The following is a 14998-nucleotide window of genomic DNA, read 5'->3' as shown; positions in this document are numbered from 1 at the left end:
TCACCCGAAATTTTAAATTTTTAAAATTTATAAAAATATGTTCCGGAACAATTTAAAAATAGCTATTCGCAACTTGTGGAAGTATCCGGCTTTTTCCGGAATTAATGTGCTGGGCTTAGCCATTGGCATTAGCGCGTGTTTAGTTATTTTTTTACTGGCCCGGTTCGAATTAAGTTACGATACGTTTCACGCGGAACAAAGTAAAATTTATCGGGTGGTATCGCACCTTGGCTTTGCCGGGGAGATTTACAAAAATAATGGGGTTTCCGGGGCTGCTCCTGCCGCCATAAAACAAGAAATTACCGGTTTAGCCCACGTAGCGCCTTTTCAATTGTATTCGGTAGAGCAAGTACATGTGCCGCAATCTTCGGGTAAAATTAAAATGTTTGATTTTCGTACGGTGGATTACAGCCCCAGCAGCATTAAATATATTATTGCGGATCCGGAGTATTTTGCCATTTTTAAATATAACTGGTTGGCTGGTAACGCGCAGACCGCCCTACAGGAACCGTACCAGGTGGTACTTTCGGAAAAGCAGGCGCAGACCTACTTTGGTAAGCAAAAAGCCGCCAATTACCTGGGTAAAACGCTGACTTATCTGGATGGCCAGGATACCACCACCGTCACCGTGTCGGGCATTGTGCAGGATTGGCAGCAAAACACCGATTTACATTTTACCAATTTTATTTCGCTCGCTACCGCTAATCAAAACCCAGCCTGGCAGGAAAATTTAGCTTTGAAACAATGGGCTGGTACCAGTTCGTCGTCGCAGTTATTTGTGCAACTAACCCCCGGAACCACGCCCGCCCAGGTTGCCCGGCAGTTTCCGGCTTTAATAAACCGGCACGTACCCAAAGACGAGTACAATAACAATCGTTCGTTTTTACTGCAGCCACTACGCGATATTCATTTTAACGCCGATTATGGTGGCGGGTACGTGCGGCTGGCGCATCGCCCCACTTTGTACGCGCTGATGGGAGTAGCTGCTTTTCTGCTGTTGATTGCCGCTATTAATTTTATCAATCTGGCTACGGCGCAATCGGTACAACGCGCTAAAGAAATTGGCGTGCGCAAAGTATTAGGCAGTAACCGGGGGAGTTTAATAAAACAGTTTTTAAGCGAAACGTTTGTATTAACTTTAGTAGCAGTACTGCTGGCAGTGTTGCTCACCAACCCTGTTCTGGTTGCTTTTTCAAAATTTTTACCCGCGGGTATTTCTTTGCCTTGGTTTAGCCCGGCGGTATGGTTGTTTTTAGCCGCAGTATTGGTAATAACTACTTTGCTGGCAGGTTTTTATCCCGCCTGGGTTTTATCGGCTGCCGCGCCCATCCAATCGCTCAAAGGTCAAATAGCAACGGCTACTACCCGCAAAGCTTACCTCCGGAAAACCTTAATTGTGTTTCAGTTTACCATTTCGCAGGTATTTATTCTGGGAACCCTCGTCGTAGGGGCGCAAATTAATTACCTCCGCAACCAGGACATGGGTTTCAAGCAAGACCAAATTGTTACTTTTGAAACTGACTGGCGCGACCAAAGCCAGAAGAAGTTTGTGTTACTAAACAAGATCCGGCAAATGCCCGCAGTAGCGCAAGTAAGTTTAAGCCACTCTACCCCGGCCCTTTCCGGCACCAACACCATGGTATTTAAGTACCTCGACGGTAAAAAAGAAATTAGCTTAATTCTGCACAATAAATCCGGCGACGAAAACTACATTAATCTGTATGGCATTAAGCTGCTAGCCGGGCGCAATATACGCCCCGCCGATACTTTACAGGAATTGCTGATAAACGAAGCTGGTGCCCGAAGTTTAGGTTTTAAACAGGCCGACGAAGCTGTGGGCAAATACCTGCTGCTCGACCAGAAAAAGCTGCCTATTGTGGGAGTAATTTCGGATTTTAACGTGCAATCCTTACATAAAGCCATTGAGCCGGTTTTTATTGGTTCCGAAAATAGATATGCTCGTACTTTCAATCTAAAATTAGTCACTTCCGGCAAGTCTGCCGCGGAAGTTAAAGCCACGATGGCCCAAGTGGAACAAGAATTTAAAAAATTGTACCCGGACCAAAACTTCCACTATACTTTCTTGGATGAGACCATTGCCCATTTTTACGACAATGAGCAAAAGACGGCGGCTATTGTGCGGCTGGCAACAGGGTTGGCCATTTTTATCGCTTGTTTGGGTTTACTGGGCTTGGTAGCTTTTACCGTTACGCAGCGCACCAAAGAAATCGGCATCCGCAAAGTACTGGGGGCTTCGGTTACTTCTATTGTAACGTTGCTTTCCCGTGATTTTTTAAAATTGGTGTTACTGGCTAACGTAATTGCCTGGCCTTTAGCTGGCTGGTTTATGCACCAGTGGCTACAGGATTTTGCTTACCGTACCCCGATCTCGTGGTGGTTATTTGCTCTGGCGGGTCTGGCGGCTATTCTAATGGCGTTGCTAGCCGTTAGTTTTCAGGCCATCAAAGCAGCAGTAGCCAACCCGGTAAAGAGTTTGCGCACCGAATAGTTTTTTAAATTTCCGACAATTATCTTTCATGCATTCATGCGCGAGTTGTGCAAAAAAGAGGTGCTGTTATGTTGTTGCCAACGCAAAAATTTAAAAAATGGCTGTTTGTAAGCCTGTGTTTAGCTTTCACTGGTAGAGCTATGGCGCAGCGTGTTGTGGATCAAAGAGATTTACCTAAAATTCAAACCGCCATACAGTTAAATAATGCTATTCCGCCTCTGCTCGATAGTGCCGGAATTCCCGGGCTAGCTATATCGGTGATTAAAGAGGGTAAAATGCATTACACCCAGGTTTACGGGTTTAAAAACGCCGAGACCAAAGAGAAAATGGCTATCAATACTGTTTTTGAGGCGGCTTCGTTAAGCAAACCGGTTTTTGCCTATGCTTGCCTGCAATTAGTAGATCAAGGATTATTAAACCTGGATAAGCCCCTGTATACGTACTTGCCTTACCCGGATATTGAAAAGGATGCGCGCTATAAAAAAATAACCGCCCGCATGGTGTTGAGCCACACGTCCGGGTTCCCGAACTGGCGCAATAACGACTCGCTGCGCATTAACTTTGAACCCGGCCAGAAATTTAGCTATTCCGGCGAAGGCTACGTGTACCTGCAAAAAGTAGTAGAGAAAATAACCAGTAAAACGCTCAATGAGGTGGTAAGCGAAAAAGTATTTAAACCACTGGGCATGCCCAACAGCAGCTATACCTGGCGGCCCGATTTCGACGCCAAAACGGCTACGCCGCACGATGCCTTTAGTAATCCTTTGCCCAAAAATAAACCCACTACTGCCAACGCCGCCGCTTCGTTACACACCACGGCCCCCGATTATGCAGCCTTTATGACGGCCTTGCTCAACGGGGAAAAACTTAAAAAAAGTACCTTGGCCGCTATGCTCACGCCCCAGGTAGCCGTACCGGAAAAAAGAACGAAAGATGAAGCCGAAGCTATGTCCAAGACAGTGGCCTGGGGTTTAGGAGTAGGCTTGCAGGAAGTGGCCGGCGCAAAAGCTTTCTGGCATTGGGGCGACAATTACAGTTTCCGGTGCTACATGCTGGCTTACCCGAAAGAAAAACTAGGTGTGGTATATTTTACCAATAGCAATAACGGCCTGAGCGTAGCCAAACGCATTTTGCAGCTAGTCACAAGCAAAGAACAGCCCGCCATTGCTTTTATCGACTACGAACAATACACCAGTCCAGGATTTTTATTCCGGCAGCATATTCCCAAGCAAGGCGTAACCGCGGCTATTCAGCCGTTCTTAAAACCCGATCACAAACCCGAAATTGCCGAAGATGAACTGAACAACATTGGTTACCAATTGCTGCGGAGCGGGAAATTACGCGAAGGCAAAGAAGTGCTGCAACTAAACCTGGAGGCCTACCCACAATCGGCGAATGTGTACGACAGCTACGCCTATGCCTGTTTGCTCAACGGCGATAAAGAAGCCGCTGCTACCAACTACTTAAAAGCCTACGCCCTCGACCCGCAAAACAAGGAAGCCAAACATATTGCCGACCAGCTAACGGCCACCAACCCACCCAAGGGCAACATCGAATTTAAATTAAAAGGGTATAACAATGCCAAATTAATTACTCTGGCCGGCAGCTTTAACGGCTGGAATGCCTATCATCACTTTTTTGTAAAACAAGGCGATACCTGGATTTGCCGCCTGAATTTAACTCCCGGTCAATATCAGTATAAAATAGTAATAGACGGCAACTGGATGCTGGATCCCGGCAATACCGCCACCCTGGAAGAAAACGGATATACTAATTCGGTGTTGGTGGTAAAGTAATCGGGAGAAATTTTAAAAAAAGCAGATTTTAACTTAGGACTTTCCGGATTTTACCCCTCCGGCTGCGGCAAGCTAAGAACAGGGGAGGAGATGCGGCTTTTGGGAACTGCTACTTAAGGAGAGTCTTTTATTTTATGTTTCTGACTACAACTGGTCATTATTCAACACTCTTATAATGAAGTTGATAAGACTTTATAAGACGCTGCTTAAGTAAGATAAAACAAGAAGCTGTTAAGCATTCTAAAGTGTAATAAGTAAAGGTACCAACCAGAAGCTTTTAGGAGTAGTATTTTATTGCGCTATCCCGTTTTGGTGGTGGAGACACCCCCAAAGGCGAAGGTGGCCTCTAGTTTTATATAGGCTAAACAGCTTCCAAGTTACTCACATCATTGTAGCCAAAGTTAAATTTTTACCGCTAGATTCTACCAGGTGTAGTGAGTTGCTTACTGCAACTTCCAGGATAACTGCATCTCCTTCCCTGTTTTTAGGGAAGGTGCCCTTTAGGGCGGAAGGGTAAAGCCGCCAATAGGCAAACTCCTCAACCAGCAAGATTACTCATAATAACCTTCCGCCGCCGTACAAATCCGGACAGCACTGTACCGCAACCGTACACTTTTAAATTGCAAAATTACCGTTTATATTTACACAAATGTTTGTTTATCAATGCAGTATATTTTATGGTATTGTTATTATGAGTAAAATTATAAAATAAATACTCCACTCCACGCGTCTGTTTGTATACATGGCTTCTGCATAAAGTTTTTTGAAACAGCATAATAAATGAAATTTTAAAAATTTAAAATTATGAAAACCTTTATCTCTCTTTTATTGGTTGGCCTGAGTTTAACCGCAAACGCCCAGATTAAAGCGGGCCAGGCACCTTACCTTACCAAGTCCTTAGCTAACGAGGCAATAAAAAACGTAGAAGTAAAAACCTCAGGGGGCAGCATTGCCGTAACGGGGGGCAGTAATGCCGATGCCCGCGTGGAAGTTTACGTAAACAGCAACCGCGAACGCTCCGGCCAAACCTTAACCAAAGACGAAATTCAGAAACGCTTAGCCGAAGATTATGACCTTTCGGTTACGGTAAGTGGCGGCAAACTTATTGCTCGGGCCAAGCCTAGAGAACAAGGAATGGATTGGAAACGCGGCCTGAATATTTCGTTTCGGGTGTTTGTGCCCGAGAAAGTGGCTACCAATTTAACCACCAGCGGGGGCAACATTCAATTAACCAACATTTCCGGAGAGCAGCATTTTACTACCAGCGGCGGCGATTTACAGATTGACCGGGTAAGCGGCCGCACCAAAGGCAGTACATCCGGAGGCAGCATTCACCTGAAAAATTCGAAAGATTTTATGGATTTAACTACCAGCGGCGGCGATATAAACGCCACTGATTGTACCGGTAATTTGCAGCTGGCTACTTCCGGTGGTTCTTTACACTTAACTAACTTAAACGGGGTAATTAATGCCAGTACTTCGGGCGGCGATGTAGACGGAAATAACATTACCGGCGAACTAAGCGCTCACACTTCCGGCGGCGACATCGAATTAAAAGATATGGCCTGTAGCTTGTCCACGTCAACGAGCGGGGGAAACCTGGAAGTAGCGATTAAAAAACCCGGCAAATACATTAAACTCAACAACTCGGGCGGCGATATTTCTTTGCATTTGCCCAAAAACATTTCCGCAGATTTAGATTTACAAGCCGATGAAGTAAACGTAGGTACGCTAAATGCCTTTAATGGAGTTATTCAAAAAGACGAAGTTCGGGGCAAGTTAAACGGCGGCGGCGTCCGGATAACCGCTGATGCCGGCAGCGGTAATTTATCTTTGTCGGTACGCTAATACATAATACGCCAGAAATTTAAATTTTTTAAAATTCTGCTCTTTATATAAGCATTAAAGAAATAAGCAAACAACCCCGGCGGGTAGCAGATGCCAGATCGTATCTGCTACCCGCCGGGGCTGTTTGCTGTTTGCCTGTTTCTTTACATTAAACGTAACACACCATTTTTCTTAATGCACGCGATATTGCCTACCTACAAGTATTCTGCTTTATTAACCCTACTTATCCGGAACCTTTTCCTGAACCCGCCATTTCCGCTTCTAATATTTCATCCCAAAATCAATGCGGCCCCGCGAAAAGCAACAGTAAGTTAACTATGGGTTAATACATCCTTAACATTGCCAATCTACTTTTGCGCCCATAAAGACGGGATTAATTACAGATAATAAATATTTCTGACCAATATGGGTTAGCGCTTACCAATACAATTCAAAACTGAATGTCGGGGTGCCAGCAAGGCAGCCGGACTATACTCTAACTAAAATTATTCTGCTTTCCACTAGCGTCACCTCCATTTTCGGGGTGAAAGAGAAAGTATTGCCTGATTTTAACACGACAACCACTACAACAAAAACTACTACTTACTTAATTAACAAACAATGAAACGATTATTTACAGGATGTATTTTACTACTTACCCTGCTGTTTTCGGGCTTCTTACCTGTTTACGGGCAAGGGAACGAGGCTACCATTATTGGTAAAGTAGCTGAAGCCAACAACAGCCCCATCATCGGGGCTACGGTTTTAGTCCGGAACGAATCAACCGGTTTTCAGGCGGGTACGGTTACCGACTTAAACGGCGATTATATTATTAAACAGTTGCCTTTAGGAGCGCCTTACTCTATTACCGTATCTTTTATTGGCTACACCGAACAAAAGAAAACCGGATTTGCCCTGAACCAAGGCGACCAATTAAAAGTAAATTTTGCTTTACAGACCAGCGCCACCGAACTGGAGGCCGTAGAAGTAGTAGCCAGCTCTCTAAAAAACACGGTACCAAACTTAGGAGCCTCCACGCCTATCACGGCTAAAGACATTGCGAAGCTGCCTGTAAACGGCCGGAATTTTACCTCTTTAATCGACCTTTCACCGTTGAGCAGTGGTACGAGCTTGGGCGGGCAGTTGGCTTCTTCTACCAACTTTACCATCGACGGCATGACCTCGCGTGGTACCATTGCTGGTGGTTCTACGTCCAGTGCTTATTCTATTTCCATGGAAGCTATCCGGGAATTTAAAGTAGTAACCAACGAATACGATGTAACCATGGGCCGCAGCGGCGGGGGTACTATCAGCACCGTAACTAAATCAGGAACCAATAAATTATCCGGTAGTGCTTTTAACTTTATGCGTACCGATTGGCTGGCCAGCCCTTACGATTTACGGGGTAACAAACGCGTGCAGGACTACAATACCAATCAGTACGGATTCTCCTTGGGCGGTCCGATTATTAAAGACAAAGCGCACTTTTTCGTAGCCTGGGACCACCAGGCCGACTCTCGTCCGGTATATATCGCCAACATCCAAGGCGCGGCCGATGAAGCTGCTAACCGGGTAACCCAAGGAACCCTGGATAATTTCTTAAGCATTGCCCGCTCTAAATACGGCGTTTCTAATAATCCGCAGTTTGGCGCATTTGGTAAAACCAAAGGAACCGACGCGATTTTTGCCCGCATCGATTGGCAGTTAAATTCTAAAAATTTATTGACTTTACGGAACAACCTGGTACGCGAAAACGACCTGTTATCCGAAGGCGACAATTCCGGTATCAACGCGTACGAATCGTACATCGACCGCAAAAAATTCGACAACAGCTTGATGCTTTCTTTACGGACTATCCTGAATCCGAAAATTACCAACGAAGTAAAAGTGCAGCATTTCTTCCAGGACGAAGCTGTAATTCCAAGTCCCGAGCTTCCATCGGACGGTATCCCGCGCGCGATCGTGGAAAACGTAGAATCAAAAACAGGTTCTAGCAGTTACTTTAATTCTATTCAGATTGGGGGTCAGCGTTTTTCGCCGGAATGGTTTAAAGGCAACGTGGTGCAGTTGGTAGATAACTTCTATTACAATACCGGTAAAATTAACTTTACTTTCGGGGTAGATGTGATGTACAACCGCATGAATTCCCGGTACGGCAGCGAAATGAACGGCCGGTTCTTCTTCACTGGTTTAGAAAATTTCAACAGCCTGACGCCGTACCGGTACGTACGGGAAATTTACCTGAACGAAGACCAGAGCAACGTGGTAAATTCATTAGCTTCCGGCGTTTACGCCCAAATGGATACAAAACTGGCCCACGGCCTGGAAGTAATGGCCGGTTTACGACTGGATAATACCCAATACCTGAACCGCGCAAATTTTAGCCCGGTAGTATATAACGAGTTAGGTATCCGGACCGATAATAAAATTAACACTACTCAATTGCAGCCCCGCGTGCAGTTTACCTGGGACGTGAACGAAGAACGTAAGAACATCATCCGGGTAGGAGCCGGGGTATTTGGTTCGGCCTTAAACCCGTACTCCATGATCAACAACATCTTATTCGACGGCACTAAAGTAGCTTCCGTAGACCTTACGGGAGCCTTAGTACCAACTCCTAATTTCCCGGGCTACCGGGCCGACCCATCTACCGCTCCCGGTGCCGAACTGTTTAACAATCCGGCTATTCCGAAATTAGTAACCATTAATACCAACAGCCCCGACGCAAAGGTGCCCGTGGTTTACAAAACTAACTTCTCTATCAACCGCTTTGTAAACGATAACCTGCGGATCGGAATCAGTGGATTTGCCGCCTGGGCGCGGAACAACTACATGTACGTAGATCGCAACATGGTAGACCAACCGTATTTTAGAATTGAAGAAGAAGCCAATCGGGGCGTGTATGTACCTGCTTCTACCATTGATACCAAAAATGGCGTGGCTAACTGGGTAAATAGCCGCAAAACTACCGAGGTAGGTCGGGTGTTGGAATTAATCAGCGCCGGCCGTAAAAACCAGTACGCCTTGGTAGTAGACGGAACGTACCGGTATTTCCGCGACGGACAAATTACCGCTTCTTATACCTGGAACGATTCGAAAGACAACACTTCGTACAACGGTAACGTGGCGAACACCGCTACGCTGGATTTAATGGTAGCCGACGATCCCCGCGATTTAAGCCGCATGACCTACGCTAACAACCAGTTCCGTAATAAGGTAGTTGTTTACGGTACCGCACCTACCTTCTGGGGCACTACCTTCAGTGTACGTTACTCTGGTTTGGGTGGCACGCGCTACTCTTTAGCGGTGGGCGGTAACGCGAACGGCGACTTTGTTAACTCCAACGACTTAGCGTACATCTACGACCCGAACGATCCGGAAGTGCCGCAGTACTTACGCGAAGGCATCCAGGCCATCCTGGATAATCCCAATGCTGAGCAAAGTATGAAAGACTATATCCAGCGGAATATGGGCCAGATTGCGGAGCGTAACGGCGGTATCAATGGATTTTACGGTGTATTCGACGCCCGATTAGCTAAAAAATTCAGTTTCCTGGGTAATCACGGGTTAGAAGCTTCTATTGATGTGTTCAACGTAGCTAACCTGCTTAAAAGAGATTGGGGCGTGGGCTACAACTTAGGCAAGCAAAACCTGTACACCATTAAAAGTTTTGACCCAGCTGCCGAACGGTTTGTTTACAACGTGAACAAAGCCGCCGGGGTATCCAGCTTAAACGGTAACCCTTACCAAATTCAATTAGGTTTGCGGTACGCGTTTTAATAAAATACAAAATTTAAAAAGAGGAGCCTGGTTCAGTCCAGGCTCCTTTTTTTATGTTTGAAAAGCAGCAAAAAATTTAAAAAATTGCGGTTGTTTGATGAACAATTATTGCTTTCATTTTCGCAACCACCAGATTCGGATTTGGGTAAAAGCTTTGATCTAACTACTTGTTACGCGGTGAAATCCTGTTTGACGGTAAAATCCGTATATAAAACGGTAGCCAGGTGCTGGCATTTTTAAGAAAAGAGTCAGGTGAAAAAAGAACTAAAAAATAATTACGGGAAGATATTTCTGACGATTACGTTCGAGGCCGAGAACAACTGGGTTTATAATAACTGGTTCGGTTCGCAGTCGCAGGAAAACGTGCGTTTGGGAGCAAATACTTGCCTGGAAATATTAATGCAAAACCACTGTTCTTACCTGATTAACGATAACCGGTTGGTAGCCGGTCCGTGGAGCCAGGCTACCGATTGGCTTTTAACCAATTGGCTGCCACGCGCCATTGCTGGCGGTTTAACGTATTTTGCCCACATTACCAGCCTCGAACCGCTGGCCCGTTTATCCGCCGAAAACCTCCGGAATCACCTTGTTGGAAACCTGCAAATGGAAATTTTTGAAGATGTGCCCCGCGCCGAAGCCTGGTTAAAAGCCAAACAACAATTAAAGAACCATGAGTAACCAACCTTCAAACAAAATTTAAACATTTACCAGTAACAGATTTTCTAACTTCTTTTTTGGAAATAGTAGGCAAACCAAGAGTTTTTTTAAAATTTTGCTTTTTTGGATACTTCTGAAACAGGCAAAATTACGGTAATGATGTTAATGGGTTTTAACTAAAGGATTACCTGCATCAGGAACTTTTATACAGATTTTTTAAAAATAAGTAGCCCGAAACTCCCGCTATTAAAGAAGCAATTAAAATAGAGAATTTAGCTTCGGCTTGCAGTTCGGGAGCGTCGAACGATAACAGGGCCACAAAAATAGACATGGTAAAACCAATGCCGGCCAGCAAACCGGCGCCGAGCAACTGCACCCATTTTATATCGGGCGGTAAAGCACTTATACCCAATTTAACCGAAAGCCAGGACAAAAAAGTAATACCCAGCGGCTTACCCAATACCAATCCCAGCACAATGCCCAAACCTAAGCTACTGGATAATCCTTCTACCATGCCGGCTTCGAACCGGATGTTGGTGTTAGCCAGGGCGAATAGGGGCATAATTACAAAATTAACGGGCTTGGCTAAGGCATGTTCCAACTTTTCTAACGGCGATTCGGTCGCATCGGGGGTGGTAGGTAAAGTTAAAGCGGTTAATACCCCGGCAATGGTAGCGTGTACCCCCGAGTGATGCACAAAATACCACATAAACAGCCCCGGTATCAGGTAAAAGAGCAGGTTTTTAACTCCCAACCGGTTAAAGAGCAACAACAGCGCAAAAACCCCAGCGGCGTAGAGTAAGTACATGGGGTGCATTTCGGTGGAATAGAAAAATGCAATTACCAGAATCGCGCCCAGATCATCCACAATGGCCAGGGCCGTTAAAAACACTTTTAACGATAGAGGCACGCGATTGCCTAACAACGAAAGTATGCCAATGGCAAAAGCAATATCGGTTGCCATGGGAATACCCCAGCCTTTGGCGGTAGGCGTACCGCCATTGAACAAAGCGTATATGGCGGCCGGAACCAGCATACCGCCCACAGCCGCAAAAACCGGCAAGGCCGCTTGCTTAAAAGAAGATAATTCCCCTTCTACTAACTCGCGCTTTATCTCCAGACCTACCAGCAAAAAGAAAATGGCCATTAATCCATCGTTAATCCAAAGCAAAACCGGGTACTGTAAATGCACTTGGGGCGAAGAATAACCTATTTCAAACGCGAGTAAATCTTCGAAGGACTGACCTAAAGGAGAATTAGCAATGCCGAGTGAAAGAACTAAAAAAGCTAAGAGTAAAAAACCACCGGCCGAACCCGATTGAATAAACTTTTTGAATGTTGTAAGATTGATCAATTTAACCATTAAGCTTTGTACGAAAGCAAACCGGATAAAGCCGGAATTACTGGCACCGACACCTGGCTTCCTAGTTTTTGCTTCCGCTATTTAGTTTAACAAAAATACATTTACCGGAACTACGGGCAATTTACTGCGTTCGAAATTCCGGTAAAATTTTAAAATTTTAAAAATTCGGGTTAATTCCGGTTTGGTTTGTTTTCAAAATCTTTTTCGCTGGCGCCTACGCCAAAGTAACGGATGTTGTAGGTAAAAGTAAGCATGAAGTAACGTTGCAGCACGTTGGTTTGCACGTCTTCTACGTACGCGTCGGATATATTGCGCCAAATGCTGTTGTTTTGCTTGAGTAAATCGTACACGCTCAGGTTTACTTCGCCGCGTTTATTCGCGAATACTTTTTTACCCACGCTCATGTTCCAAAGCAAAAAGTTGTTGCTGATTGGCGATAAACCCACATTGGCCTGATGGTTTAAATCGGTGCGGTAAACAAAGCCACGCCAAATAACCCAGTTAAACCGCAGCCGGGTATTTTGCAGAAAGTAGTTATTGTTCATGTTGGGGCGCAACGTGTTTTTTACAATGTTGTACCGGGAGTTGGTAGAAACGGTAAAATCTACGTTCTCACTGATATTACTGCTCACCGATAAACCTATCCGGAAATTGTTGGTGGTGGCAATGTTTTCGGCTTCATCAATTAAGCCGGGCCGCCGGGTACGGCCAATGGAGCCGTTCACGTTTACGTTCGACGAAATAAAATTAACCGGCTGACCATAACTAAAGTAAGACCGAACATCGTAATACCCATCCAGGTTTACCGGTCTAATTAATTGGGCACCCCGGCCCAGCGTTACGCTTTCGTTTAGTTGCAAAGGCTCGCGCACAATTAAAGTGCTGTTGGTAATGTAATTATCTATAAAAGTACCCTGTACGTTGGCGTAAAAAGATTTATTGGTTTCGGGGTTGTGTGCGCGGTACTCCAGGCGGGCCCAGTTCTGGTAAGCTTGCTGCAATTCGGTATTACCGCGCCTTACCTGCAAGGGGTTGGAATAATCAATCACGTCCTGCAACTGACTAATAGACGGCGCACTGGTAGAAGCCCGGTAATTTAATTGAATGTTGTTGGATTTAGAAAATCGGTATTCCAGGCGGGCGTTGGGCAAAATGCTCTCGAAAGTACGGTTAATGTTGTACACGCTCGGGTACTCTTGTTCGTTTTGCAGCTTGGCGTGCTGGTACGAAGCCTCGACTTGTAACCGGATTTTTTCGGAATTGTACCGGTAACCTGCTTCGGCTTCCTGGGTTAAATAAGCATTGTTAAAAGTGTTACTCAAGCCCGGGCTTAGGGAAGTAAAATCGCCTAGTTGCTCCAGGTAATCGTAGGTGCGTTTATCCGAATCGTTGATGCGGTTGCCTATTTCGTACTCCAGTTCTATTTGTCCGTTTTTACCAACAGGCTCGGTATAAGAAACTTCGCCTTCCCAGTTGTAGCCTTTCCGGTCCAGGTTGGTGTATTGGTTTAGGGTTTGGCTGCTATCGGGGTTGTAAAACCGGTTGGTGGCTAAGCGATAACTATCGCCGCCGTCGGTGTGGTAGCCACTCCTGAAATTAAATGTTACACTGCGGCCTTCTTTTAAAAAACGGTGGCTATACAGCAAGGTATTATCAAAATCGCCGTTCAGTTGGTCGCCGTTGGAGCGGTTTTCAGTTTGGTTTAAAGTGCCTAAATCGTAATCGGTGCGACCCAGGAAATAGGAATCAAAATCATAGTTCTGCATCCGGATGTTGGGCCGGAAAAGAATGCGGTTGCGTTCGTTTATTTTGTACTCCAGGCGCATGGCAAACTGGTGGTTGGCATCTACGTTGGTGGAGCGGTTATTCTCGGTATAAACCTGTCCGGAGTCGGCGTTGGCCTGTTCTACCGCCGAAGGAATAATGTAATCGCGGTAACGGTTTTGGGTAGTGAGGTTGCGCCGATTATTGTAAAAGTAACTGCCCGAAACGTCTATCTTTTTGCCCCACTTATTCGCGTAGTTTAAACCAATGGCATTGGTATTAATAATCCCGTTCTGCGGTCTTTGCTCGCCCGAGTTGGGGTCGGCGGAAAAATTTAAAGTATTAATGTTATTACCCAGCCCGGTTACGGTAATGCGCCGGTCGTCGCTGAAAAAATTAACGCTGGCACCGGCCAAGTACCGGTTATCGCTACCGTATCCGCCCGACACCCGGCCAAACCGGCCAATTTTGCGGGTGGGTTTGGTTATAATGTTGATGGTTTTAATGCGTTCGCCATCGTCGAAACCGCTGAGTTCGGCTTTATCGCTTTTTTTATCGAATACCTGAATGTTGGCGATTACATCGGCGGGTAAATTTTGCAAAGCGGTGTTTACATCGGTGCCAAAAAAAGGCTTACCGTCAATTAAAATTTGCTGCACGTTTTCGCCCTGCGCCTGGATGGCCCCGTCCTGAATCATGATGCCCGGCATTTTTTGCACCAGGTCCTGAGCGCTGGCATCGGCGGCGGTTTTAAAAGCCGCTGCGTTAAACTGGGCGGTATCGCCTTTCAGTTCGCCGGGCGGCGTGCGGCCAATAATTTCCACGGCGCTTAACGTAACGGCTTCTTCCTGAATGGCCAGCGTGCCCACGTTTAACGAAGTTTGGGTTATTTCGATGGGCTTAGCCAAAGGGTAATAACCGATAAACTGCACCCGCAGCATGTACTTGCCGGGCGTTACGGGTTCTAATCTAAATTTTCCTTCTACATCGGTAGTACCGCCCATAATAGGCACCGAATCGGTTTCTTTGGTTAGAATGACGGTAGCACCGGGTAAAGCACTTTTATCAGCGGCACTTTGTACGGAGCCAAAAACGGCTAAACGTTGAGCGTAAACTTGCGAAAAATTAAAAAAACAAAATAACAGGAGTAAAAACCTTTGCATTTTAAACTATAAACTACTAAAAAAGAGAAAAAATCAGGTATTAAGACTTAAGCCGAATGCAGGCATTCCGGACTAAGCTACGGCTCAACTTTGGGCTAAATCTGAAGTTTTTTAAAATTTTTAAATTTTTGTTAAAATC

The 14998-nt window shown here is 45.5% G+C and carries 7 protein-coding genes; 5 read left to right on the top strand and 2 right to left on the bottom strand.

Going from position 1 to position 14998, the window contains the following annotated elements:
• Positions 1-37 precede the first annotated feature (37 nt).
• From HUW51_RS07760 to HUW51_RS07740, 5 genes are all read left to right on the top strand, one after another.
• Positions 38-2509: an ABC transporter permease gene (locus HUW51_RS07760; protein WP_185273405.1), complete on the top strand. Its 2472-nt coding sequence runs from the start codon at positions 38-40 to the stop codon at positions 2507-2509.
• A 140-nt stretch (positions 2510-2649) separates the two neighbouring features.
• Positions 2650-4305 carry a serine hydrolase gene (locus tag HUW51_RS07755; protein WP_185273404.1) on the top strand — a complete coding sequence of 552 codons (1656 nt, stop codon included), beginning with the start codon at positions 2650-2652 and terminating at the stop codon, positions 4303-4305.
• Between the two features lie 804 nt (positions 4306-5109).
• A complete protein-coding gene (locus tag HUW51_RS07750) occupies positions 5110-6153 on the top strand; it encodes a DUF4097 family beta strand repeat-containing protein (RefSeq protein ID WP_185273403.1) in 1044 nt (347 codons plus the stop codon).
• A 600-nt stretch (positions 6154-6753) separates the two neighbouring features.
• Positions 6754-9912, top strand: coding sequence for a TonB-dependent receptor (locus HUW51_RS07745; protein ID WP_185273402.1), 3159 nt, complete (start codon positions 6754-6756; stop codon positions 9910-9912).
• A gap of 252 nt (positions 9913-10164) precedes the next feature.
• Complete coding sequence (locus tag HUW51_RS07740) at positions 10165-10590, top strand: STAS/SEC14 domain-containing protein (RefSeq protein ID WP_185273401.1); 426 nt, start codon at positions 10165-10167, stop codon at positions 10588-10590.
• Positions 10591-10762: 172 nt separating this feature from the next.
• Here the strand turns inward: HUW51_RS07740 and nhaA are convergent, their stop codons facing one another.
• Positions 10763-11932 (bottom strand): Na+/H+ antiporter NhaA, encoded by a 1170-nt coding sequence (nhaA, locus tag HUW51_RS07735; protein ID WP_185273400.1) that lies wholly within the window; start codon positions 11930-11932, stop codon positions 10763-10765.
• A gap of 170 nt (positions 11933-12102) precedes the next feature.
• On the bottom strand, positions 12103-14859 hold the full coding sequence (locus tag HUW51_RS07730) for an outer membrane beta-barrel protein (RefSeq protein WP_185273399.1): 2757 nt from the start codon (positions 14857-14859) through the stop codon (positions 12103-12105).
• Positions 14860-14998: the final 139 nt, after the last annotated feature.

Source organism: Adhaeribacter swui (assembly GCF_014217805.1).
In the GTDB taxonomy this organism is placed as follows: domain Bacteria; phylum Bacteroidota; class Bacteroidia; order Cytophagales; family Hymenobacteraceae; genus Adhaeribacter; species Adhaeribacter swui.
This window is presented reverse-complemented; position numbering and strand designations above follow the sequence as displayed.